This window comes from Pseudoalteromonas sp. 2CM39R, from assembly GCF_023161845.1.
Window position 1 is genome coordinate 42959 of record NZ_JALNTM010000011.1, and the last position, 23783, is coordinate 66741.

Consider the following 23783-nt stretch of genomic DNA (forward strand, 5'->3'; position numbering starts at 1 on the left):
ACAATCCATTGTGTTCAGTTATTGACTGTTTTTAGCGCGAAGTAATCCCGATTGCAAAAATAAGTTACTTGATTTTATATCAAGTGGTTCTTGTTGGTAAGGTTTTAGTACTTCACTTGGGAATTTTTTTTGTAATTGCTCAATACTGGCTTCAGGGTTATTTTTAACCTGCTCCGTAATTGCTTCTAAAAACGTGAGTGACTGTTTTAATTTAACTTTATCGACTAAATTGCCATGGCCAGGAACAAAAAGTGACAGCGAATTATTATTTATATATTTTTTTAATAAACTTTGCCATTGTTTAAGCTCGCCATGCCCAGGGTAGGGAAGCCAGTCAATGATATCACCACCTATTAAGGTTTTACCTTTGTCGGCAAGCAGTGTTAGATCGCCATTAGTATGTGCCTGATGCGGGTTGATAGTTAATACATAATTTCCTAAATCTAATGTTTTAGGCTCACTAATACTCATTTTTGGTGGTGTTAGTTGATAATTCTGCCAGCGAAATAAGCGTGTTTTAGCGCGAGTGAGCTTTTCTCGCCATTGAGCTTGCTCTGCATCGGGTAAGGTGGCTAATCGCTGATAGCTCAGCTCAATGCTTTTCTCGAACCCCTCTAGCTTATCTGTTAATGCTTGCTGATAACGCGAAAAGTCGTTAGCGACTTGTTGGTGAGAAATCAGTTTTGCGTCTGGGAAGTAATGCTGCATAACCGCCATGCCCAGCAAGTGATCGTCATGAAAATGAGTGGCAACTAAGTAACATAAAGGCGTCTTTAGCTGTTGTTTTAGTTCGGTAACCAGTTGTTCTACTGCTGCAAAGTTACCACTGGCATCTACCAGTAAGGCACACTCACTGCCCTGAATTAACACTTGATTAGAGTCGTAAAAACGTAACCTATCTGGCTGCTTGATAAATTGAATATTAGCCGATAACGATTGCCACTCAACTGCTGCATTGCTTTTTGTATGTATAAATAGACAGATTAAAGGCAGTAAGCACTTACCTATTTTTTGAGCTTTAGTTAAAAGTGGTTGCATCTTTTTCTCTAGCTATATTTTTACGGTAAAAACAATAAAAGCGCAAAATGCGCTTTTATTTAGTGTGTTCAGAGTTTGAGCTTAAGTATTGACTTAACTTATCAATCAATTGATCTTGATGCTCAAGCTCAACTGATTTTTGAGTTTTTGCTTCAAGCAATTCGTGGCTTAAATTCAAAGCAGCCATAAGTAATGCTTTTTGATCGTTTCTGACAGTTGAACGTTGTTTCATTTGTTCAACTAAATCATTCAGATTTTTGGCGGCCGCTTTTAGTGCCTCTTCTTGCCCAGCCGGACAAGCAAATTGCTGCTCTTTACCAAGCAATTCAACAGTGACTCGCTGGTTTTGCAGCTCAGACATTAGCTTGCCTGTTGTGCGCTTTGTAATTTATCTAATAATGACGACAAGGTGGTGCTTGCATCTTTTTGTTTTTCTTCATTTTCAAGGGCTTCTAACTGTAATAACTCATTTTCATCAAGCAGTTTACTGTTTTGCTCTTTAAGCTCTGTAATATCAGTTTGCAACTGATTATTACGGGTAATTAGTTGGTCGATCAGTTGTTCGAGTTGTTGAAGAGTATTGTTGTTCATAAATGCGCTCATATAACTGTAATTAATGTCATGCAAATGTAAAGCAAAGTGTGTTTATTTGCCAGCATTTACGCTGGTTTTAGGTGATTTTTATTCTATGTTAAGGGATAATTCATGCTATTGGCTTTTTCATTCAGAAATGGTTCACGTAAACACCCGCTTTTGCTGTGACGATTGCCAAAGCAGTGTGCTTTATGGTTCACTAATTTTATTAAACAGCGTATGGCGAAAATAAATAATGCTTAGTTACAGACACTCCTTTCATGCGGGTAACCCTGCCGATGTACTTAAACATTTAGTGTTAGCGCAAGTGCTGGGTTATCAAACAATAAAAGATAAGCCGCTTGACTATATCGATACGCATTCGGGTGCTGGTTTTTTTGAGCTGGCAGCACCAGACGCGCAAAAAACCCAAGAGTACCAAGATGGCATAGAAAAACTTTGGCAACATACCAGTCAGCACGGTGCCTTAAACGACTACATTGAGTTAATAAAATCGTTTAATGAAAGTTCGTCTCTGGCGTTTTACCCAGGTTCACCAAAAATCGCCGAACACTTTTTGCGCCGCGAAGATAAGGGCTGGTTTTTTGAGTTGCATCCGCGAGATTTGGTATTACTTGAAGAAAACATGCAAGGTAAGCGCTCTATTCGAGTACGCGGCGAAAATGGGTTTGCGGGCTTAATTGGTTTATTACCGCCAGCTTCGCGCAGAGCCTGTGTGTTAATAGACCCACCTTATGAAATAAAAGACGATTACAATACGGTAGTACAAACCATTGTCAAAGCCCACCAACGCTTTGCGACGGGTACATATATGATTTGGTATCCGGTTGTGGACAGAGAACGTATTGATAATATGGAGCAGGGTTTAATTGACGCGGGAATTAAAAATATTCAATTATTTGAATTAGGTACCGAAGCAGACACAGAAGTACATGGTATGACCGCCTCTGGAATGATAGTGATAAATCCACCATGGAAGCTGAAACAAACTATGGATGACGTGTTACCTGAACTAGTAAGCTTGTTGAGTAAGCCTAGTGGTTTTTACCGTAGCGAGCAGCTAGTCGCCGAATAAAAATAAATAAGCCTAGGGCCTGTTGACCTTTGCGGATTAAAATTTGTTCAAACTAGGGGCGGTTTAATCGCGGCGCGAGGTTTGTAACCTAGTGGGCTAAGTAAAAACCGAGCAACAAAGAGTAAATCGCCCCTAGGCAGAACCCTTCGGGCAGCGCCTGTTTGGCATTGATGCTGCGTTATCGCCTATTTAATGGGGAATAACCACACCACATAGGCTCTGCCTTGCCTAAATACCAAACAGACTGCTGCAAATTTAACCTTGAAAAATCAACAGACCCTAGTTTAACTGGGCTTATTTATTTGCTTATATGTGGGGTATTGTTACGTTCTTAATCAAAAGTAAATAGCGTTAAAGGTAGCAAGTTGGTTGCCTGCCTCATTTTGTAATACTAATTTTTCACCATTAATTTGCCATTGCGTTGCTGCCTGAAGCACAGCCGCCATCGCGCTTTCTTGTTCCATATTGTCATGACACATTTTTTGCGTGGTAGCTAACTGCGTAAAAGTTACTGCTTGCTTCGATACTTCATAACCGCCATTAAAGTTATTACATCCTAAAAAGCCGTGTACAGTGTTATCACTATTAAACTGAATAAATGGCTCTTTAGTATTCACTACAACGGGGTTGCCATCGATTGAAACGGCTTTGAAATAGGTGTTTACTAAGTCAACGTCTGGCTTTGGCGCTACTTTTGAAACAATAATCTCTAAAGGCTCTGATGAGGCCGTATTATCAAAAGGCGGGTTACTCGTTGTGCTGGTGTATAGCAAGTTTCCTTGATTATTAATGGTTGCACGCACGCTATAGCGGTGAGTTGGGTCAATCTTTTCAAGGTTATACTCAAGCTCTACTTTATAAGGCGGTGCGCCTACTAAATCAATTACCTGCTCAGAGATAACCGTTGCTGCCACATCCATTTTTGACACATCAACCAAGGTAACGGTTAGCTGTGAATTAGGCGCAATTAGGCTGCGATCTAAGTAACTAACTTGCACAGGTAAGGTGGTCATTGTTTGCGCCACAGCACTATTTTGCTGCGCTGTGTCATCGTTACATGCGCTCAGCATAAGTGTGCCACTTGCTAGAAAACACAAGCCTGCAATCGACTTTAACATTGAATTTGGCTTCGATGAGAACATAAGAGTTCCTTGATGGAGTATGGTATAAGGTCGCTAGCATACGGTTGAATTGCTTAATCATTGCTTAACTAGCAAATAAAGAAAGTCGAGATATAAAAAAGGCGCTAGGCGCCTTGATTTATTACTTATTTTTTTACGTATTTAGTTAAAATTACAATACGCTGTCCATCAACACGTCCTTCAATATGTTCAGGGTTGCTGGTTAAGCCAATATTGCGCACGGCTGTACCGCGCTTTGCTGTTAAGCTGCTACCTTTCACATCTAAATCTTTTATTAACGTGACGGTGTCGCCAGCTTGTAGTACTACACCATTGCTATCAATGTGTTTAATATCATCATCTTCAGCAAGCGCTTGCTGCGCCCATGTTAATGTGTCTTCTTCAAGGTAAATCATATCTAGCGCGTCTTGTGCCCATCCGTTATCAGCTGCTAACTGAGTCAGCATGCGATAAGCAACAACTTGTACCGCAGGTGTTTGACTCCACATACTGTCATTTAAGCAATGCCAATGGGTCGGGGTTAAATCGCTATTGCCTTCAATTTGATCTTTACACGTTTGACAGGTGTAGATGCATTTATCTGAATGAGCTTCGGTAACAGGAGGAACTTCGTATACAGTTAGGTTGTCTGTTGCTGCGCAGAGTTCACATTGGTTACTGCTACGTTCTATTAAGGCTTGTTCAATGCTCATATAAGGGACTCTTTTTTGTGAGTTTATAAAAAATTAATAATCGCATTATACCTTATAACCATAACCTTTGGGTATGCTTAGAGCAGTTGTAAACTCAAAAACCCTATAAAAAATGAGGATACTAATAATTCTGCTCTAGGGTTATAAATTTAGTCTTATTTGTTTGTTTTTAATCTAATTAAAATTGCAGCAAGTCTTTAAAGTTTCACTATACTGGTTAAATAATAAAAAATAATGATGACATCACTGTTAAGTAGGAAGGTTAATGCCAAATAATCTAGAGGTAAAAAATTCATCTATTTTGGTTACTCAATATATTGCTAGGCAACCAATTTTTGACGGTGATAAAAGTATTTTTGCTTATGAGTTGCTCTATCGCGATTCATTTAATAATGCTTTTCCTGTAGGAACAACTGACGGGCAAGCCACTGGGCGACTTTTTTTTAATGCGCTAATGCTGGTTGGCATAGAAAAGCTAACGCTCAATCAAACTGCGTTTATTAATTTATCGAGCGAGGGGCTTTTAGAGGATTTGCCTAAATTATTACAGCCTGAGAATACTGTAATTGAAATTGTTGAGCGTACTGAAAATATAGAGCTTGTTGTTGAGAGAGTGACAGAGTTAAAAAAAGCAGGATATGTATTTGCATTAGATGACTACGACTCACATGAAAAATGGCAACCATTACTCAGTTTGGTTGATTATATTAAGCTTGAAGTTGAAGAGCCCGTAATAAAAACCAGCATGTTGCTGAAAAAGCTCAAACGCAATTTTCCTAATATTAAAATAGTGGTAGAGCGAATTGAAACCTATGATGAATTTAGGCAGCTTAAAGAGGCTGGATGCGATTATTTTCAAGGGTTCTTTTTTGCACATCCAGAAATGTTAAGTTACAACAGTATCGAACCTCTAAAAATGGCTGTTTTAGACTTACTGCGTTGCACATCCCGCACAGATTTAGACTTTAATGAAATTAATCTACGCATTTCTAAAGATGTCGGTTTGACTGCACGCGTCCTAAAACTAGTGAATGCTCGCTCTGCTAATAAAAATTTAGTGATAACGTCTATTCCTCAGGCGGTTGTGTATTTAGGGGAAGATTCTATTAGAAAGTTTGTACGAGTATTGGCGCTAAGCGAACTTGGCTCAGACAAGCCCAGTGAACTTACTCGTTTAGGCTTATGTCGAGCGCAGTTCATGCAAATAATTTTAGAACCAGGCGGAAAAGTCATTGCAGAACAAGGTTATTTAGTCGGCTTAATGTCGGTGCTTGATGCTATTTTAGATATGGAGCTGGAAGCTATTGCTAAAGAGTTTAGTTTAGGGGCTGAGTTATCTGGTGCACTATTAAGTTTTGAAGGCATGATGGGTAATTCTTTACATTTAATAAAAGCGGTAGAGGAAGATAATTGGCAATTGGCTAAAAAGTTGTTAGAAACTATTCGCCCAGCCTCGAATATTGAGACCGTATTTAGCGCCATGTTGGATGCACGCCAATATGCGGATGAGTTATTAGCCACCATTATTGAGCAAGACTAACGCAAAACGTTTGGGTATGATTGGCACATATTGATTTTACTTAGTATTACACCATGCGTTTATTTTTACCTATTACCACTATTTTAATTGCCTTAGCTTTATTAATTCCCGGGGTGACTCAGCCCGTACTGAGTATGGAAGGTAAAATTGATAAGTCTAAACTTGCTGAGGCGGGCATTGAAATGTTGGCAGATGAAGGGAATCAAAACACCCGTAATATGCTAATGATGATCTCGAGTATGTTGGGGTTAGATAAACTTGAAGGCGAGATCAGCGCTTATCAAAAAACGCGCAGTATTTGGGGCACCGTTAACGAACTGGCCGATAACAAAAACTACTTAGTGGCGATATTAGTGGCGTTTTTTTCAATGGTGATCCCAACAATTAAGCTGCTGCTTCAATTGTTGTATTGTGTGCTGAAGGAGACTTCGTTTAAGCACAATCTTGGTAAGGTGATTATCGGTTTAAGTAAATGGAGTATGGTGGATGTGTTTGTTATTGCATTAATAGTGGCTTACATGGCTGGTAATGCAAACGCGAACTCAGAAGATTTACTTAATATGCATGCTGAGTTTGGTACTGGTTTTTGGTATTTTACCGGCTATTGCTTGTTCGCCATTGCGGCCAGTAGCTTCATAAAGCCAGTAGTAAAAACCAGTTAATTATTGAGTTTTAAACACAGTTCCCATAAACTTTAAACGTCTATTTATTTTTAGGTTAATTCATTGCAACGTATTTACTGTATTTTACTCACGCTAACTTTGTTACTCACTTTTGTGGGTCAAGCCGTTGCGTCTGTATCTATGGTATGTGATATGCCGCATACGAACATGGCAACCCATGCATCGATGCAGCATAGTAAGATGGCAATGAGTGACGACGCTGATACAACAACCATGTCTATGGATTGCTGTAGTGAGCAAAGCACGTTAACCCAAGATTGCAGTTGCCCGATGAGTGCTTGTAGTTCGCATTCAGCCTTGCATGTAAACTCACTATTTATAGCCTCCAAATTACCCTCTGAAAAAGTGCAACATGCTGTAATACAGCATCAAGTTAACTTTGCACGTTCTCTTTACCGTCCTCCTATGCCTGCATAATCGCAGGGTAGGTGTATTTAAAATTTAGTTATTTAGCTTATTGTCATCTATCTGCTTATAAATTTAATCGTTTTCATTCGTTATTTTTAAATTTCAGTGGAGCAAGTGATGAATCACTTCGCAGTATTAAAATCCGTGTGTATAAGTAGCTTGTTGAGTATTAGTGTCTCTGTACACAGTGCTGAATTAGGTTTAAATGAGGCAATTAACTATGCCTTAAACCATGAGCCCTGGCTTAAAGCTAGCAAGCAAAAACAATCATCAATTGAAGCAAAAAGTATTGCCGCAGGAACCTTACCTGATCCAGTGCTTACATTAGGGTTAATGAACCTACCAACTAATGGTTTTGCTTTTGATCAAGAAAATATGACCCAATTTAAGGTGGGAATTAGCCAATCACTGAGCCGAGGCGATAGCCTAGCACTTCAACAAAAGGCCCTTTCTCAGTCAACTGCAGCAGAGCCTTGGCTGCGTAAAGATAGACTCGCGCAAGTAAAAACCATAGTTACTGAGTCATGGCTCAATGCTTATAGAGCGCAACGAAGCATTGCACTAATTGAGCAAGATAAAGCTTTGTTTACCCAGCTCATTGATATTACAGAATCAAGCTATGTAAGCTCGGTGGGCAAAACACGCCAACAAGATATTATTCGAGCGCAATTAGAGTTAACCCGCCTTGAAGATAAATTAATGCAACTGGAGCAACAGCTACAAGGAGCTAAAAAGCGGCTAACACAATGGCTGCCTATCGATATGCTGAGCCAGCCTGTCAGTGATGACTTTTCAGAGCTTACAGCATTAAAAAACTACACCGAGTTAGAGTATCAGCAATTAATGACCATGCTATTAAAGCACCCTGCAATTATGGCAATGGATAATGCAATAGTGGCAAAGCAAACTCAAATTAGTGTGGCTGAGCAAGGCTATAAACCGCAAATTGGCGTTAATATGGGGTACGGTTATCGTGATGACATGCCAATGGGTGGCTCGCGAGCAGACCTTTTCTCTGTGGGTATAAGTATTGATTTACCGCTGTTTACCGATAATCGCCAAGATCAACTTGTAAATGCTGCCATTGCCGATAGCGAAGAAGCTAAAACACAAAAATTAATTGCCCTTAAAAAGCTACAAGGAATGTATTTTAAGGAAGTTAGTCAGTTAGCACGGCTTCATCAGCGTGCTGAGCTTTATCAAACCAAGCTACTGCCGCAAATGGCTGAGCAAGCTCAAGCGACCCTGAATGCCTATACCCGCGATGATGGTAATTTCTCAGATGTGATGCAAGCGCGTATTAGTGAATTAAATGCCAAGATAGACGCACTAAACATTCATGTTGATCAAAAGATTATTATTGCGAGGTTAAATTATTACGCCAGTGCTGATGATACCAGCTTAAAAAATACACCACAGCAGGAGCCGAGCTATGAATACTAATTTAAAATTATCACTGGTGGCTATATGCAGTGCGGCATTAACTGCGGGGGTTTTATTAAGCTTACCTAGTGAGCACTCTATGCCAACTGATAGTAAAGCCAGTAGCAAAAAAGAGCCGCTTTATTGGGTGGCACCTATGGATAGTAATTATCGCCGAGATGAACCTGGTTTATCGCCCATGGGCATGGATTTAGTGCCTGTTTACGAAGAGTCAGACAGTGGCGCAAATGAAGGGCCTGGCAGTATTCAAATTTCACCCACAGTGATTAATAATTTAGGTGTGCGTACCGCCCCTGTTGCGTTTGCTGCACTTGAAAATGAAGTTAACACGGTAGGTTATGTGCAATACAACCAAGACCAGCTAATTCATATTCATCCGCGCGTAGAAGGATGGGTCGAAACCTTATACGTTAAAGCCGCGGGTGATCAGGTTAAACAAGATGAGCCACTTTATACCTTATATTCACCACAGTTAGTGAATGCACAAGAAGAGTTTGTTTTAGCGTTGAAGCGTAATAATCCGGTGCTAATTCGTGCAGCTAAAGCCAGATTAAAATCGCTCAATGTGTCTGATGGCTTCATTTCACGTCTGCAAAAAGGTCAGCAAGTACTGCAAAACATAACATTTTATGCTCGCCAAGGTGGTGTTGTTGATGAGCTTAATATTCGTGAAGGATTTTATGTTAAACCTGATACCTCAATGATGAGTATTGCTCAGCTTGATGAAGTATGGGTTGAGGCTGAGGTATTTGAGCGCCAAGCAGAACTTATTCGTGTTGGCTTGCCTGTAACCATGACACTCGATTATTTAAGTGGTCAACGTTGGCAAGGGCAAGTGGATTATATTTACCCTACCTTAGATGCTAAAAATCGTACTTTAAGAGTGCGTTTGCGCTTTGATAACCAAGGCCATCAGTTAAAGCCTAATATGTTTGCTCAAGTCAGTATTCATAGTCAAGTAGCTGAAAAACAGTTAATCGTACCTAAAGAAGCTGTTATTCGCACTGGTAGCCAAAACCGTGTTGTAGTTGCACTTGGGGAAGGTCGTTTTAAATCGGTCGAGGTAACTTTAGGGCGAAGTGATGCGGCTAATACCGAAATTTTATCAGGTGTTATGGCAGACGATGAAGTGGTTACTTCAGCACAGTTTTTAATTGATTCAGAGTCGAGTAAAAACTCTGACTTTAAACGTATGCAAGCAGTTGCGCATAACAGTATGCAAATGAGTGATGCCAACCCAAATACGGCAACTGTGAATGGAGTAATTAATAGTATTGATGCTAATAATCGTATTGTGAATATCAGCCGTGAGGCAATTGAAAAGTGGGGCCGAGGACCTGCAACAATGGACTTTATACTAGCAAAAAATGTAATGACTGAGATGCTTAAGCCTAATGATGAAGTTACTTTTACCTTTAGCATTGAGCAAGGTGAATTTGTGATTCATACAATAACGCCTGTGCATGCTACGCACAGTCAGCATCACTAGGAGTGGTTATGATTACTGCAATTATTCGCTGGTCTGTTGTTAACCGTTTTTTTGTTTTATTACTGACCGCAATACTGGTTGGTGGCGGCTTGTTTGCTGCAAAAAACACGCCTGTAGATGCCTTACCCGACTTATCAGATGTACAGGTTATTGTTAAAACATCTTATCCTGGGCAAGCGCCGCAAGTAGTGCAAGATCAGGTTACATTCCCGATTACCACGGCAATGCTATCGGTACCTAGGGCGCAAACAGTACGCGGTTTTTCTTTCTTTGGCGACTCCTACGTGTACGTTATTTTTGACGAAGACACCGATTTATACTGGGCACGAAGTCGTGTTCAGGAATATCTCAGTCAAGTATCTGCCCGTTTGCCTAGTACGGCAATTGCAGAGCTTGGCCCCGATGCCACCGGCGTTGGCTGGGTGTATTTATATGCACTCACTGATACCACCGGTAAGCATGACATCAGCCAATTACGCAGTTTACAAGATTGGTTTTTAAAATTTGAACTGCAAACTGTACCCGGTGTGTCCGAAGTGGCATCGGTAGGCGGCATGGTCAAACAATACCAAGTAAACGTTCAGCCCGATAAGCTTCGTGCTTATGGTATTCCGCTAAGTCTTATTCAAACTGCCATTAAGCAAGGCAATCAAGAAATGGGTGCATCGGTAGTTGAGATGGCAGAAGCTGAATACATGGTCACCAGTACTGGCTACGTAAAAAGTGTTGCTGATTTAGAAGCCATTCCTTTAGGTATAAACGCTAACGGTACTGCACTACAGTTACGTGATGTTGCTAATGTGCGTTTAGGTCCGCAAATGCGCCGCGGTGTTGCCGAACTTAACGGCGAAGGCGAGGTGGCAGGTGGCGTAGTGGTTATGCGTTTTGGTGAAAACGCGCAAAAAACCATAGAGCTCGTTAAAGCTAAATTAGAGTCACTTAAAAAAGGGCTACCAGAGGGGGTTGAAATTGTACCTGTGTACGACCGCTCTCATTTAATAAAAGACGCAGTTGATAACCTCACTTCTAAATTGATAGAAGAGCTTATTGTAGTGGCTTTAGTGTGTGTGGTGTTTTTATTCCATGTACGCTCATCATTGGTGGCTATTATTACCTTACCGTTAGGCATACTCACCGCTTTTATTATTATGTACTGGCAGGGTATTAACGCCAATATCATGTCATTAGGCGGGATTGCTATAGCGATTGGTGCTATGACCGATGGTGCGATTGTGATGATTGAAAACATGCACAAGCACATGGAGAAAAAGCCACTAACAGATGAAAACCGTTGGCAAGTGGTGATTGATTCTGCCAGTGAAGTTGGGCCTGCGTTATTTTTTAGCTTATTAATAATTACCGTGAGTTTTATGCCGGTATTTATTTTAGAAGCTCAGGAAGGGCGAATGTTTGCGCCATTGGCGTATACAAAAACCTATGCAATGGCAGCTTCTGCTGGATTAGCAATTACCTTAGTACCCGTACTGATGGGTTATTTCATTCGTGGTAAGTTGATATCTGAAAATAAAAATCCAGTTAACCGTTTACTGGTAAATAGTTATAAGCCGCTGTTAAACCTAGTACTAAAATTTCCAAAAAGCACCTTGCTGATTGCGCTAGTTATCACTTTAGTGGGCTTTTATCCGGTAAATAAAATAGGCAGTGAATTTATTCCACCTCTTGATGAGGGGGATCTAATGTATATGCCGACTACTTACCCAGGAATTTCAATAGGTAAAGCGCGCGAGCTATTGCAGCAAACCGATAAATTGATTGCCAGTGTGCCCGAGGTAAAAACCGTATTTGGTAAAATTGGACGAGCGGAAACGGCAACCGATCCGGCACCACTGACCATGATTGAAACCTTTATACAGTTTAAGCCTAAGGATCAGTGGCGCGAAGGCATGACAACTGAAAAGCTCAAGCAAGAGCTGGATGCTTTAGTTAAGTTTCCTGGACTGACGAACGCTTGGGTAATGCCAATTAAAACGCGGATAGATATGCTGGCTACAGGGATTAAAACCCCTGTGGGTATAAAAGTCGCGGGCCCTAATTTGAATGAAATTCAAAAAATAGGTCAACAAATAGAGGTGTTACTTAAAGAACTTCCCGGTACGGCGTCTGTTTACTCAGAGCGTGTAGCGGGTGGACGTTATATTAAGGTAGATATTAACCGTGAAAAAGCAGCGCGCTACAGTTTAAATATTGCTGATGTGCAACAAGTAGTCGCAACCGCGATTGGCGGCATGAATGTGACTGAAACGGTTGAGGGTCAAGAGCGCTATCCAGTAAATATTCGTTATCCGCAAGCGTACCGTGACTCCCCTGAAGAACTGATGCTTTTACCTATTGTTACTCCAACGGGTCAACGTATCGCACTTGCTGATGTGGCGGATGTATTTATTAGTGATGGCCCTCCTGGGATAAAAAGTGAAAATGCCCGTTTAAATGGTTGGAGCTTTATTGATATTAAAGATACAGATATTGGTAGTTATGTAGCAAATGCTCAGCAATTACTAAACGAGCAGCTAATTTTACCTGCTGGATACTCTATAACTTGGGCAGGGCAATACGAATATATGGAGCGTGCCAAAGCCAAACTGAGTTATGTGTTACCGCTTACCTTAGCCATTATTGTAGTGCTACTTTACCTTAACTTTAGAAGTTTCACTGAGGTATTTATTATTATGGCGACTTTACCACTGGCGATGATAGGAGGTATCTGGCTAATGTACTTAGAAGGCTTTAACTTCTCTGTTGCTGTGGGGGTCGGCTTTATTGCCCTTGCTGGGGTGGCCGTAGAAATAGGCGTTATAATGTTGGTGTATTTAAACCAAGCCTATAAAGCGCAGGTAGAGGCTGCTTCTAAAATGGGTAAAAGCTTGAGTATAGAGCAGCTTAAACAGGCGATACTAGAAGGTGCGGGTCTACGAGTACGTCCGGTAATGATGACAGTGGCAACCATAGTGATTGGCTTATTACCGGTGCTTTATGGCACAGGCACGGGTAGTGAAGTAATGAGCCGAATAGCCGCCCCCATGGTTGGCGGTATGTTTAGCGCCATTGTTTTAACATTGCTGGTATTGCCTGCTGTGTATTTATTGTGGCGAAAGCGCAACCTATAATATTTACACTGATTGTGTAACTTGTACTGAAAATATCAGTACAAGTTAGGCAATCCTTTCTTTATCTACTGATTTTATTGCATTTCTTATTGGCATGATTCACGCTTCTATTTAATCAATAGGTTTTAAAAAGTAAGGAACGCACATGCAAGTTAAAACAATTCAAGAAGTGTTCGATTGGACCGTTCAGTTTCATACACAAATGGCGGCTAATTTTTTTAGCGTAAGGGATTTACTTGGAGAGCATAACAAACAGTTAATCGATTATTGTGTTGAGTATGAAAAAAAACTCGCTGAGGATTTAATTGGCTTTAAAGCAATCACTGAAATAAATACTTTAGATACATACTGCTATGAATATTTTTCAGAGCACTCAGAAATCATCAGCTTTACTGATTTAGATCGCAGTAATGAGCTAGATGAACTAGCGATTCAAGAGTATTTATCTCAGCAGCATCAAAAAGTATTAAATGCATACAGTTATTTGGCAGATAAAGCGCAGTCACCAGAGGCTCAAGAAAAGCTAGGGGAGATCTTGCAGCTCGAAGAGCAAGGTTTGAAGCAGATGATGCAAAGTATTAATCGTCATGCAGACATGTAACACTGGGTGTTATGCATAAAAAAGGCGCTATAATTAGCGCCTTTTTCGTGTTCATGATAATAGAGCTGATTTAACTTTGCTCTACATCAACCACTAAGTCACTCGTAATTGACTCAAGTGCATTAATAACTTCTTCTTTATTCAATCCGTTAGGCAGGCTCACGGTGGCAACAGCACTAAATATAGGCACTCCCCAGTTTGGCGCACTTTGCTGCCTAGAGTTTAAGTTTGTAATGTTCGCGCCTTTATGGCGAATAACACTTGCTAGCTCTTGCACTATACCAGGGCGATCGTTACCGGTGATCACAAAATTAAGTTGCTCAAGCTCTACAGGCTCAATTTCAGTGTTGCCCTTTTCAATGCGAACATCTAACTTAGGAAGCCCATTGAGCGCATTTTGAAATGTCTGTAAATGCTCTTCAGCCACTTCAACCTGTATAATGCCTGCAAAGTGCCCGAGTAAGTGACTCAAATTACTGCTTAACCAATTGCCATGGTTTTCTAATATAACCGATGAAATACTTTCTACTAAACCGGGGCGATCTTCCCCTAAAATAGTTATTACCAACTGCTTCATAATAGTTCTCTTTTTAAGCCCAAATGAAAAAATAAATGCATAGGCATTAAGTGATGCTATCTAATGTATGTGATTCTAAATGTATGTAAAAGCTAACCACAAAAGGATTGTTACATCTTAAGAGGTTACTTTGTTGTTGTTATATTAGATGCCCATAGAGTATTGTCTTGGATAAATAGTTTGTCCAATTAATAATTGATTTAGTTCATTAAGAACGTATAAATAAATACAATCACTACTACAAACAATACTTTAATCTTATTTAAAATCGTGATTTTGCTTAAAATCCACTCATAAAGCTGAAAGTTTAATCTGCAAAGACAAACAGACCCTATATAAGTAAAGAATTATTACGACTGTAACATTACTGTCACTTTGATGAAATATAATGCGCCCAACGTTAAGATATAAGGGTGTTTTGATGACTTCAAATCCGAATAAACCGACTTTTAATACGGATCGAAGCCGTCTATTTAAAGACCGGTTTGCTAAGTTTGGCATAACCGCAGGCGGTATAATGGTATTAATAGCACTGCTATTGATCTTCTTTTACCTTCTTTATGTAGTGCAGCCTATTTTCGAGTCAGCTAAAGTTGAAAAACGCGCTAGCTTTAATGTTGCTAATGCTGAGCAAATAGTAGGGCTTGGTGTTGAGGAGCAAACTGAGGTTGCTTATTTACTTGATGATCAAGGTCAAGTTAACTTCTACAGTGTTGATAAAGCAAAGTTTGGTAAAAAACTAAAAACACTTAATGCTACTTTACCCGCGCAGGTAACCAGTTTTGCAAATAGTGCTCCTTTTCAAGGGCATTATGCGTATGGTTTAGAAAATGGCACAGTGACAATTGTAGCACCTAAGTTTTTAGTCACCTTCCCTAATAATGAGCGTAAGCTAACTCCGCGTTTAGGTTATCCACTGGGTGAAATGGCACTCGAAGTTGATAAGCAAGGTGCCGCTATTAAGCGTTTTGCCTTTAGCCATTATGAAGACAAAACAGCCGTTGTGGCACTTACTGCCGATAAACGTGTGGTATTTAGTAGCTTTGTAGCCGAAGAAAATATGTTTACCGGTGAAGTTGAATGGCAAGTAGAGCGCACCGAGCTTAACGTTGATGGTCGCGTAGATGAGCTATTAATGTCGCCAGATACCACCCGCACATTTGTTCGTTCTGCCAATCAAATTTACGTATTCGATACCCGCTACCCAAGTGAAGTTGAGCAAATTCAATTATTATCTGCCAATGAAGAAAACGCGAATATAGTGTCATCGCAACTATTGGCTGGTGCAAACTCACTGATGTTGGCCAATGATAACGGTGAAATATCCCAGTGGTTTGAAATCAATACAGACTCAGGGCGTGAATTTCAAAAAATCCGTTCGTTTGAAACTACCAAACAAAGCAAGCTGAATATTTTTACTGAGTTTTATCGTCGTACCTTTTTTACAACGGGTCAAAATGGTGAATTAGGGCTTTATTACACCACCAGTGAAGCAAAGTTATGGCAAGGTAAAGTCAGTGATGGTGAAATTGAACAGTTTGCTATTGCTCCGCGTTCAAATGCGGCGCTAATTTTAGCTGATAACAAGCTGACGGTTTTAGAAGTTCATAACGAGCATCCAGAAGTAACGTGGTCAGCGCTTTGGCAAGAGGTGTGGTACGAAGGCTACCCTGAGCCGGGTTATATTTGGCAATCTACTTCTGCCAGTGATGATTTTGAATCGAAGTTTTCACTAGTGCCAATTTCATTTGGTACTTTAAAAGCTGCTATGTACGCAATGTTATTTGCTGTACCTATTGCTATTTCAGCCGCTATTTATACCGCTTATTTTATGTCGAGCGAATTGCGCCGTGTGGTAAAGCCAACGGTTGAAATAATGGAAGCTCTGCCTACGGTAATACTCGGCTTTTTAGCGGGCTTGTGGTTAGCGCCTTTAATTGAAGAGCACTTGCCGGCTATTGTTGGTTTACTGGTGTTACTGCCATTGGGTATTTTAGCAACCGCTTTAGGCTGGAATAAATTACCTGCGGTTATTCGCCATAAAATCCCTGAAGGTTCACATTCAATTTTATTAATACCAGTGGTGTTATTTATTGGTTGGTTGTCGTTTGCGATGAGCGAAAGTATTGAGTTATGGATGTTTGATGGCAATGTGCGTCAATACCTAACTAATGAATTAGGCATGACCTTCGATCAGCGTAATTCATTAGTAGTGGGTATCGCGATGGGCTTTGCGGTTATTCCAACTATTTTCTCAATTGCCGAAGATGCGGTATTTAGTGTGCCTAAACATTTATCAAATGGCTCGTTAGCATTAGGTGCTACGCAGTGGCAAACCCTAATTCGTGTGGTGTTATTAACCGCCAGCCCAGGTATTTTTTCTGCAGTAATGATGGGATTAGGCCGTGCCGTAGGCGAGACTATGATTGTACTTATGGCTACCGGTAATACCCCAATTATGGATTGGAGTATTTTCCAAGGCATGCGTACCTTAGCCGCTAATATCGCCGTCGAAATGCCTGAGTCGGAAGTAGGGAGTTCGCATTACCGAATTCTATTCTTAGCCGCCTTTGTATTATTCATATTCACCTTTATTTTCAACACAGTTGCTGAGTTTGTTCGTCAGCAGCTGCGTGAAAAATACAGCTCAATGTAAGTGGAGAAACACGACATGGTAAAGCAGTGGTTTAGGTCTGGTTCTCCTTGGATTTGGATGACCGGTGGTGCTGTCAGCATCAGTTTAATTTCAGTAATTGGTTTACTCGCCATGATTGCATGGAAGGGATTAAGCTTTTTTTGGCCATCTCAAGTTATGCAGTATGAGCTTGAAGGTTCAATTGCGAAGCAAACAGTTATTGGTGAAATTTATGACCGTGAATTAGTACCTAAGTCGCGTTTAGCGGCAACCGGTATTGATGTTTCTAAATTTGAAAAAGACGAGGTTGAGCGTTTACTAATTAAAACAGGTAACCGTGAGTATGTTGATTTAGATTTTCGCTGGATACTCGAAACCGATATCAAACAAAGCTCAGCGCCTAAAGCGCTTGCGGTGTTTGAGCGCAGCAAAAACGGTAATTTCTACGGGTATGTAGAAAGCGTCATTAAAGACGGTCAGACGGTAACAGCAGATAAAGTTGAAACCTTACATGACCTTGTAGAGCGTGCGGTTGACTTAAACGACGAAGCGCTTGATTTACAAAATGGCGACATAGGGCATATTAACTATGAGCTAGAGCGTTTACGTTTACAGGAAAAAGCCTACTTGCTTGATAACGAGCTAACCGACGAACGTGTTGCTGAACTTGCTCAAGCGCGTGCTGATTTACGTACGAAATATGGCGAATTAGAAAAAGAGTTATTCGCACTGCGTAAACAGGCTAAACGTGACCAAGTAACCGTAAAGGATATGCGTGGTGAGGTTGTTACAATCCCGCTATATCAAGTGTTGGATGTATGGTTTCCAAACGATATGGGCTTTTTTGCTAAACTAGGTCATTACTTTGTGCAGTTAGGTAAGTTTGTTTCAGATGACCCACGTGAAGCCAATACCGAAGGTGGCGTATTTCCTGCTATTTTTGGTACGGTATTTATGGTGATGTTAATGGCTGTGATTGTAACGCCATTTGGCGTGGTTGCTGCTATTTACTTACATGAATATGCGGCTAAAAACGCAATTACTAAAATGATCCGTATTGCGGTTATTAACTTGGCGGGTGTTCCGTCTATTGTATACGGCGTATTTGGCTTAGGCTTCTTTGTTTATATGGTTGGTGGTAGTGTTGACCAATTATTTTATCCTGAGTCATCGCCTACCCCTGTATTTGGTACACCTGGTGTGATGTGGTCGGCACTTACCTTGGCTATATTAACGTTGCCTGTGGTAATAGTGTCAACCGAAGAAGGTTTATCTCGTATTCCTAGTACAGTGCGTGATGGTTCATTAGCACTGGGTGCGACTAAGGTAGAAACGCTATGGCGAATCATTATTCCTATGGCCAGCCCTGCAATTATGACGGGGTTAATTTTAGCGGTTGCTCGTGCTGCGGGTGAAGTTGCACCGCTTATGCTGGTGGGTGTGGTAAAAATGGCGCCAACGTTACCGCTTGATGGTAACTTCCCATATATACATTTAGACAGAAAGTTCATGCACTTAGGTTTTCATATTTACGATGTTGGCTTTCAAAGTCCGAACGTTGAAGCGGCGCGTCCGCTGGTATATGCAACGGCCTTTTTGTTAGTGTCGGTTATTATTACCCTTAACATCACAGCCATTGGTATACGTAACCATTTACGTGAAAAATTCAGATCGCTTGAGCATTAATTTAGTATAGGTAACAAACATGATTACAGTCGCTCCAAAAGTAAACCAAGCAAAGCCAAGCTTGAAGTTAGATTTAAATAATTTAACAGACGAACAAAAAGCGCTAGAAATTAAAGATCTCGACCTTTACTACGGTGATAAACAAGCACTGAGTAAAGTAAATATGAATATTCCTAAAGGCCAAGTAACGGCATTTATCGGCCCGTCAGGTTGTGGTAAATCAACCTTATTACGTTGTATTAACCGCATGAACGACTTGGTTGATATTTGTCGTATTGAAGGCGAAATCATGCTGCATGGACAAAATATTTACGATAAAAGCGTTGATGTTGCAGCCCTTCGTCGTAATGTTGGCATGGTGTTTCAGCGTCCAAACCCATTTCCAAAATCAATTTATGAGAATGTGGTTTACGGTCTTCGCCTGCAAGGCATTAAAGAAAAGCGTAAGCTAGATGAAGTGGTAGAGCAATCGCTACGTGGTGCGGCTCTTTGGGATGAAGTAAAAGACCGACTGCACGATAGCGCATTTGGTTTATCGGGTGGTCAGCAGCAACGTTTAGTTATTGCCCGCTCTATTGCGATCGAGCCTGAGGTATTACTACTTGATGAACCAACATCAGCACTCGATCCGATTTCAACCTTAGTAATCGAAGAACTAATTAATGATTTAAAGAATAAGTTTACCGTGGTTATTGTTACTCACAACATGCAACAAGCGGCCCGTGTCTCAGATCAAACAGCGTTTATGTATATGGGTGAGCTGATTGAGTATTCTGATACTAATACCTTATTTACGACGCCTACGAAGAAAAAAACAGAAGATTATATTACTGGTCGTTACGGCTAGTCGGGTTAAAACGCGAAAGCAATGAATTATTAAAGAAGGTCATTATGGAACACAACATTAATAAACATATTTCTGGTCGTTTTAATCAAGAGCTAGAAGATGTTCGTAATCATGTATTAAGCATGGGTGGATTGGTTGAGCAACAACTTAATAGCGCGCTTGATGCAGTAAGCCAAAACGATGCGGTATTGGCACAAAAAGTACGTGAAAACGACTACAAGGTTAATGCAATGGAAGTCAGTATTGATGAAGATTGCACCCGTATTATTGCTAAGCGCCAACCAGCAGCCAGTGATTTACGTTTGGTTATTGCAATAGCAAAAACCATTGCCGATTTAGAAAGAATTGGCGATGAAGCTAAGCGAATTGCTAAAGTTGCACTAGACTCATTTACTAAGGATCAACAAGATTTATTAGTAAACATTGAAAATATGGGTCGCCAAGTATCTAAAATGTTGCATGACGTTTTAGATGCGTTTGCACGTATGGATGTGCAACGCGCATTTGAAGTGCACAAAGAGGATGCTAAAGTAGATAGAGAGTATGAAGCAATTACTCGTCAAATAATGACCTACATGATGGAAGATCCGCGCTCAATTCCAAAAATTATGGATTTAGTATGGTCTGTTCGCTCATTAGAGCGTATCGGTGATCGTTGTCAAAACATCGCTGAATATGTCATTTATTTTGTAAACGGCAAAGATATTCGTCATACATCTCAAGAAGATATTGAAAAATCACTGTAGTGATACGAATAACTAAAAAATATCAAAGGCAGTAATACACTGCCTTTTTTATTTTTTGTAAATAATTGAATAAGAAAAAGCGTTCACAATCTAGCTTAATGCTGTAAAATTCAGGTTGAACAGCATATTGAATTGATTAAAGGGTCAGTTATGCCAACAAATTTTTTAGGTGTTTTTGCAAAATCACCTATAAAGCCAATAGAAGAACACATCAGAAAGGCTCATCAAGCTAGCGAAAGTTTGATACCTTTTTTTAATCATGTTTTTAAAGAAGAGTGGCAACAAGCAGAAGAGCTACGTTTAACCATTCGTAATATAGAACGTGAAGCTGATGAAATGAAAAGAACTATACGTTTACAATTACCTGGCGGATTATTTATGCCGGTAGAGCGTACAGATCTGCTCGAATTAGTAACCCAACAAGACAAAATTGCTAACAAGGCAAAAGACATTGCTGGGCGTGTAATTGGTCGTGAGATGATCATACCAAAAGAGATTCAAGAAGACTTTTTGGCATACGTAACTCGTTGTGTTGATGCAACTAAACAAGCATCTAAAGCGATCAATGAGTTAGAAGAATTGTTAGAAACGGGCTTTAAAGGCAGAGAAGTAACTCTGGTTGAAAAAATGCTCGTAGAATTGGATGCCATAGAACAAGACACGGATGAAATGCAAATTAGAATACGCCGCCAACTACGTAAAGTAGAAAGTGAGCTAAATCCAGTTGATGTGATGTTTTTATACAAAATCATTGAATGGGTTGGCGAGCTTGCAGATATTGCAGAGCGCGTAGGATCACGTCTTGAGCTGATGTTAGCTCGTTAATTTAAAATCAGTTCAAACACGAAAGATTAAGGTTACACAATGGATATCATTGCATCTTACGGCACGGTATTAATTTTAATTGCCGCAGCAGTCGGCTTTTTTATGGCTTATGGTATTGGCGCAAACGACGTTGCCAACGCGATGGGTACATCAGTAGGTTCAAAAGCACTTACCATTAAACAAGCGATTTTTATCGCGATGATTTTTGAGTTCGCAGGTGCTTATTTAGCGGGTGGTGAAGTAACATCAACAATTCGTAAAGGGATTATTGATGCGGCACCATTTGCCGATATTCCTGAGCTGATGGTTTTAGGTATGATCGCCTCTTTATTCGCCGCAGGCAGTTGGTTATTAATGGCCTCATTTTTAGGTTGGCCGGTATCGACTACTCATTCAATCATTGGCGCTATTATTGGTTTTGCTCTAGTTGCAGTAGGTACAGAGGCTATTCAATGGGGTAAAGTTGCCGGTATTGTAGGTAGCTGGGTTGTAACGCCAGCGATATCAGGTTTTATAGCTTACTTAATATTTATGAGTGCGCAAAAGCTGATTTTTGACACCGACGCCCCACTTAAAAACGCAAAGCGTTTTGTACCAATATACATGGGTTTAGCTGGCTTTATCATGGCACTTGTGACCATTAAAAAAGGCTTAAAGCACATTGGTATTAATTTAGGTACCGTTGAAGGTTTTGCTATTTCTATTGGTATAGCGGTACTGGTTGCTGTTATTGGTAAAATTGCTATTTCTCGTTTAAATATCGATCCTAAAGCGGATAGAGAAATGCAGTTTAACAATGTAGAAAAAGTATTTGCGGTACTTATGGTACTAACAGCTTGTTGTATGGCATTCGCTCATGGTTCTAACGATGTTGCTAATGCAATTGGGCCTCTAGCTGCTGTTGTAAACATTGTTGAAAACAATGGTGAAATTGCGAAGAAAGCCGCTATTGCTTGGTGGATATTACCACTAGGTGGTTTAGGTATTGTTGCCGGTCTTGCTATTTTAGGTAAAAAAGTAATTAAAACCATTGGTGAAGGTATTACTCATTTAACACCAAGCCGTGGTTTTGCTGCTGAATTAGCTGCTGCCTCTACCGTTGTTATTGCATCGGGCACAGGCTTACCTATTTCAACCACACAAACCTTAGTAGGCGCTGTGTTGGGTGTAGGTATGGCACGTGGAATTGCCGCACTTAACATGGGTGTAATAAGAAATATTGTAGTTTCTTGGGTAATTACATTGCCAGTTGGTGCTGCCCTTGCTATTGTTATTTTCTACGTACTAAGAACCGCCTTTGGGGTTTAATAAAAAGTACTTAAAAGACTTTTAGCTTGAAAAGATCTCAATGCCCTTGGTGTTGGGGTCTTTTTATTTGTGGAAAGAAAAATGACCAATCTCCCTAGTATTAAACAGCTGCAGTATTTATTAGCTGTACATCAACATCAACATTTTGGCCGAGCAGCCAGTGCCTGTTTTATCGGTCAGTCAACGCTCAGTACTGCGATTCAAAACCTAGAAGAAACTTTAGGATGTCAGCTTATAGAGCGAGAAAATCGCAGCCTAATGTTTACCACCATTGGTGAAGAGGTGGTTGAGCGTTCAAGAAAAATAATCAACGATACAATTAGTTTAAAAGAGTTAACTAAAAGCTTTTTAACACCGCTTAGTGGTACATTAACGGTAGGTGTTATTCCTACGATTGCGAGCTTTATTGCAGCGCCTTTGTATCACTTTTGTCAGCAAACATTTGTAGATTTAGAGTTGGTATTGATTGAAGACACCAGCGATAAGTTACTTGATAAGTTAGAGCATGGTCAAATTGATTTAGCATTATTAGCGCTGCCCTACGAAACCGATAAATTTCATACCCAAGTATTAGCGCAAGATCACTTTAGTTTAGTGCACCATAAAGACTACACACCAGCTAAAGGCATTGAAGACTTTAATTTACTACCAGAAGCCAGTGTATTTTTACTTGAGCGAGAACACTGTATGACAGGGCATGCGCTCAGTGCGTGCCATTTAAATCGCTCTAGCTGTATAAACCCCTTTGAGGCGGCTAGCTTACATACTTTATTGAGTATGGTTGAGTATAAACTTGGCGTGACGTTTTTGCCGCAAATGGCGATTAATGCAGGTATTTTAGAAAACAAAAACATGCTAGCTACGCCATCGCAAGGCGATGCCTATCGCGATATTGGTGTATTGTGGCGTAAAACAACAGGGCGCATTCGTGACTTTAAATTGTTTAGCCAACAACTAGAGGTCTTTTTGAAAAAGCAGTGCAGTGTTGATTTTAAATAGGTAAAAAAAAGCGTATTTTAATTAATACGCTAAATAACACGGGGAATTATAGAGGCTGCTTATGCTGACTGTGGTAGCTCTCTAGCGGCGGTAAAAATAGTAAGTAAACCCATACAACAACATTAAAATACGGGACTAGCCCAAGCACTGTAAAGGTTTTTACAGGGTAGCCTTTAATCTGGGCATACTTGTAACATTGAAGCGCAATAGCAAAGTGTATAAACAATAATAACGTGATTAGTTGCGTCATAAACATCCTCCTTATGCCCCTATGTCCACCTTTAACAGTATAGACATCTAGACGATAAGAAATAAAGATGTCACGTAAAA

At 40.2% G+C, this 23783-nt stretch carries 22 protein-coding genes; 15 read left to right on the plus strand and 7 right to left on the minus strand.

Annotation, left to right across the window (positions count from 1 at the left end):
• Positions 1–18 precede the first annotated feature (18 nt).
• Genes MTF66_RS22660 through MTF66_RS22670 form a run of 3 tightly spaced genes read right to left on the minus strand, consistent with a single transcriptional unit; the run spans position 19 to position 1629 of the window.
• Positions 19–1038: an MBL fold metallo-hydrolase gene (locus MTF66_RS22660; protein ID WP_054202645.1), complete on the minus strand. Its 1020-nt coding sequence runs from the start codon at positions 1036–1038 to the stop codon at positions 19–21.
• Positions 1039–1093: 55 nt separating this feature from the next.
• Positions 1094–1399: a cell division protein ZapA gene (locus MTF66_RS22665; RefSeq protein WP_010391716.1), complete on the minus strand. Its 306-nt coding sequence runs from the start codon at positions 1397–1399 to the stop codon at positions 1094–1096.
• Positions 1399–1629, minus strand: coding sequence for a hypothetical protein (locus MTF66_RS22670; protein WP_008113449.1), 231 nt, complete (start codon positions 1627–1629; stop codon positions 1399–1401). The genes MTF66_RS22665 and MTF66_RS22670 overlap by 1 nt, the downstream gene beginning before the upstream one ends.
• Positions 1630–1867: 238 nt before the next feature.
• Between MTF66_RS22670 and MTF66_RS22675 the strand changes: the two genes are divergently transcribed.
• Complete coding sequence (locus tag MTF66_RS22675; RefSeq protein WP_248528901.1) at positions 1868–2707, plus strand: 23S rRNA (adenine(2030)-N(6))-methyltransferase RlmJ; 840 nt, start codon at positions 1868–1870, stop codon at positions 2705–2707.
• A 335-nt stretch (positions 2708–3042) separates the two neighbouring features.
• Here MTF66_RS22675 and MTF66_RS22680 read toward each other — a convergent pair whose 3' ends face one another.
• Together MTF66_RS22680 and MTF66_RS22685 are read right to left on the minus strand one after the other, a co-directional pair.
• The gene (locus tag MTF66_RS22680; RefSeq protein ID WP_138571268.1) at positions 3043–3849 is read right to left on the minus strand and encodes an META domain-containing protein; all 807 of its coding nucleotides are present in this window, start codon (positions 3847–3849) and stop codon (positions 3043–3045) included.
• 125 nt (positions 3850–3974) lie between these two features.
• Positions 3975–4541 (minus strand): alkylphosphonate utilization protein, encoded by a 567-nt coding sequence (locus MTF66_RS22685; protein ID WP_010391720.1) that lies wholly within the window; start codon positions 4539–4541, stop codon positions 3975–3977.
• Between the two features lie 265 nt (positions 4542–4806).
• On the opposite strand from MTF66_RS22685, the gene MTF66_RS22690 reads away from it, so the two are divergent.
• From MTF66_RS22690 to MTF66_RS22720, 7 genes are all read left to right on the plus strand, one after another.
• A complete protein-coding gene (locus MTF66_RS22690) occupies positions 4807–6081 on the plus strand; it encodes an EAL and HDOD domain-containing protein (protein WP_138622360.1) in 1275 nt (424 codons plus the stop codon).
• A 53-nt stretch (positions 6082–6134) separates the two neighbouring features.
• A complete protein-coding gene (locus tag MTF66_RS22695) occupies positions 6135–6743 on the plus strand; it encodes a paraquat-inducible protein A (RefSeq protein WP_010391723.1) in 609 nt (202 codons plus the stop codon).
• Between the two features lie 63 nt (positions 6744–6806).
• Positions 6807–7181 (plus strand): hypothetical protein, encoded by a 375-nt coding sequence (locus MTF66_RS22700; protein ID WP_075169911.1) that lies wholly within the window; start codon positions 6807–6809, stop codon positions 7179–7181.
• Positions 7182–7289: 108 nt separating this feature from the next.
• Positions 7290–8615: a TolC family protein gene (locus MTF66_RS22705; RefSeq protein ID WP_248528903.1), complete on the plus strand. Its 1326-nt coding sequence runs from the start codon at positions 7290–7292 to the stop codon at positions 8613–8615.
• On the plus strand, positions 8605–10104 hold the full coding sequence (locus MTF66_RS22710) for an efflux RND transporter periplasmic adaptor subunit (protein ID WP_138622356.1): 1500 nt from the start codon (positions 8605–8607) through the stop codon (positions 10102–10104). Before MTF66_RS22705 ends, MTF66_RS22710 begins: the two co-directional genes overlap by 11 nt.
• A gap of 8 nt (positions 10105–10112) precedes the next feature.
• The gene (locus tag MTF66_RS22715; RefSeq protein ID WP_138622354.1) at positions 10113–13229 is read left to right on the plus strand and encodes an efflux RND transporter permease subunit; all 3117 of its coding nucleotides are present in this window, start codon (positions 10113–10115) and stop codon (positions 13227–13229) included.
• Positions 13230–13374: 145 nt separating this feature from the next.
• Complete coding sequence (locus tag MTF66_RS22720) at positions 13375–13830, plus strand: hypothetical protein (RefSeq protein ID WP_010391728.1); 456 nt, start codon at positions 13375–13377, stop codon at positions 13828–13830.
• A 70-nt stretch (positions 13831–13900) separates the two neighbouring features.
• Here MTF66_RS22720 and MTF66_RS22725 read toward each other — a convergent pair whose 3' ends face one another.
• Positions 13901–14407 carry a glycine cleavage system protein R gene (locus MTF66_RS22725; protein WP_010391731.1) on the minus strand — a complete coding sequence of 169 codons (507 nt, stop codon included), beginning with the start codon at positions 14405–14407 and terminating at the stop codon, positions 13901–13903.
• Positions 14408–14828: 421 nt separating this feature from the next.
• On the opposite strand from MTF66_RS22725, the gene MTF66_RS22730 reads away from it, so the two are divergent.
• The 7 genes from MTF66_RS22730 to MTF66_RS22760 all read left to right on the plus strand — a co-directional run bounded on the left by MTF66_RS22730 (position 14829) and on the right by MTF66_RS22760 (position 23453).
• A complete protein-coding gene (locus tag MTF66_RS22730) occupies positions 14829–17063 on the plus strand; it encodes an ABC transporter permease subunit (RefSeq protein ID WP_138622352.1) in 2235 nt (744 codons plus the stop codon).
• 15 nt (positions 17064–17078) lie between these two features.
• Positions 17079–18728 (plus strand): phosphate ABC transporter permease PstA, encoded by a 1650-nt coding sequence (pstA, locus tag MTF66_RS22735; RefSeq protein WP_054202637.1) that lies wholly within the window; start codon positions 17079–17081, stop codon positions 18726–18728.
• Between the two features lie 19 nt (positions 18729–18747).
• Positions 18748–19575, plus strand: coding sequence for a phosphate ABC transporter ATP-binding protein PstB (gene pstB, locus MTF66_RS22740; protein ID WP_008114812.1), 828 nt, complete (start codon positions 18748–18750; stop codon positions 19573–19575).
• Between the two features lie 44 nt (positions 19576–19619).
• Complete coding sequence (phoU, locus tag MTF66_RS22745) at positions 19620–20321, plus strand: phosphate signaling complex protein PhoU (protein WP_010391735.1); 702 nt, start codon at positions 19620–19622, stop codon at positions 20319–20321.
• Positions 20322–20471: 150 nt separating this feature from the next.
• Complete coding sequence (locus tag MTF66_RS22750) at positions 20472–21146, plus strand: TIGR00153 family protein (protein ID WP_010391736.1); 675 nt, start codon at positions 20472–20474, stop codon at positions 21144–21146.
• Between the two features lie 39 nt (positions 21147–21185).
• The gene (locus MTF66_RS22755; RefSeq protein WP_055012403.1) at positions 21186–22454 is read left to right on the plus strand and encodes an inorganic phosphate transporter; all 1269 of its coding nucleotides are present in this window, start codon (positions 21186–21188) and stop codon (positions 22452–22454) included.
• 81 nt (positions 22455–22535) lie between these two features.
• The gene (locus MTF66_RS22760; protein WP_010391738.1) at positions 22536–23453 is read left to right on the plus strand and encodes a hydrogen peroxide-inducible genes activator; all 918 of its coding nucleotides are present in this window, start codon (positions 22536–22538) and stop codon (positions 23451–23453) included.
• A gap of 46 nt (positions 23454–23499) precedes the next feature.
• On the opposite strand, the gene MTF66_RS22765 is transcribed toward MTF66_RS22760, so the two are convergent.
• The gene (locus MTF66_RS22765; RefSeq protein WP_010391740.1) at positions 23500–23703 is read right to left on the minus strand and encodes a hypothetical protein; all 204 of its coding nucleotides are present in this window, start codon (positions 23701–23703) and stop codon (positions 23500–23502) included.
• Positions 23704–23783: the final 80 nt, after the last annotated feature.

Excerpts from the sequence above, each read along its gene's own strand:
- MTF66_RS22660 (WP_054202645.1), bottom strand. The coding sequence starts at position 1,038 with ATGCAACCACTTTTAACTAAAGCTCAAAAAATAGGTAAGTGCTTACTG.
- MTF66_RS22665 (WP_010391716.1), bottom strand. The coding sequence starts at position 1,399 with ATGTCTGAGCTGCAAAACCAGCGAGTCACTGTTGAATTGCTTGGTAAA.
- MTF66_RS22670 (WP_008113449.1), bottom strand. The coding sequence starts at position 1,629 with ATGAACAACAATACTCTTCAACAACTCGAACAACTGATCGACCAACTA.
- MTF66_RS22675 (WP_248528901.1), top strand. The coding sequence starts at position 1,868 with ATGCTTAGTTACAGACACTCCTTTCATGCGGGTAACCCTGCCGATGTA.
- MTF66_RS22680 (WP_138571268.1), bottom strand. The coding sequence starts at position 3,849 with ATGTTCTCATCGAAGCCAAATTCAATGTTAAAGTCGATTGCAGGCTTG.
- MTF66_RS22685 (WP_010391720.1), bottom strand. The coding sequence starts at position 4,541 with ATGAGCATTGAACAAGCCTTAATAGAACGTAGCAGTAACCAATGTGAA.
- MTF66_RS22690 (WP_138622360.1), top strand. The coding sequence starts at position 4,807 with ATGCCAAATAATCTAGAGGTAAAAAATTCATCTATTTTGGTTACTCAA.
- MTF66_RS22695 (WP_010391723.1), top strand. The coding sequence starts at position 6,135 with ATGCGTTTATTTTTACCTATTACCACTATTTTAATTGCCTTAGCTTTA.
- MTF66_RS22705 (WP_248528903.1), top strand. The coding sequence starts at position 7,290 with ATGAATCACTTCGCAGTATTAAAATCCGTGTGTATAAGTAGCTTGTTG.
- MTF66_RS22710 (WP_138622356.1), top strand. The coding sequence starts at position 8,605 with ATGAATACTAATTTAAAATTATCACTGGTGGCTATATGCAGTGCGGCA.
- MTF66_RS22715 (WP_138622354.1), top strand. The coding sequence starts at position 10,113 with ATGATTACTGCAATTATTCGCTGGTCTGTTGTTAACCGTTTTTTTGTT.
- MTF66_RS22720 (WP_010391728.1), top strand. The coding sequence starts at position 13,375 with ATGCAAGTTAAAACAATTCAAGAAGTGTTCGATTGGACCGTTCAGTTT.
- MTF66_RS22725 (WP_010391731.1), bottom strand. The coding sequence starts at position 14,407 with ATGAAGCAGTTGGTAATAACTATTTTAGGGGAAGATCGCCCCGGTTTA.
- MTF66_RS22730 (WP_138622352.1), top strand. The coding sequence starts at position 14,829 with ATGACTTCAAATCCGAATAAACCGACTTTTAATACGGATCGAAGCCGT.
- pstA (WP_054202637.1), top strand. The coding sequence starts at position 17,079 with ATGGTAAAGCAGTGGTTTAGGTCTGGTTCTCCTTGGATTTGGATGACC.
- pstB (WP_008114812.1), top strand. The coding sequence starts at position 18,748 with ATGATTACAGTCGCTCCAAAAGTAAACCAAGCAAAGCCAAGCTTGAAG.
- phoU (WP_010391735.1), top strand. The coding sequence starts at position 19,620 with ATGGAACACAACATTAATAAACATATTTCTGGTCGTTTTAATCAAGAG.
- MTF66_RS22750 (WP_010391736.1), top strand. The coding sequence starts at position 20,472 with ATGCCAACAAATTTTTTAGGTGTTTTTGCAAAATCACCTATAAAGCCA.
- MTF66_RS22755 (WP_055012403.1), top strand. The coding sequence starts at position 21,186 with ATGGATATCATTGCATCTTACGGCACGGTATTAATTTTAATTGCCGCA.
- MTF66_RS22760 (WP_010391738.1), top strand. The coding sequence starts at position 22,536 with ATGACCAATCTCCCTAGTATTAAACAGCTGCAGTATTTATTAGCTGTA.
- MTF66_RS22765 (WP_010391740.1), bottom strand. The coding sequence starts at position 23,703 with ATGACGCAACTAATCACGTTATTATTGTTTATACACTTTGCTATTGCG.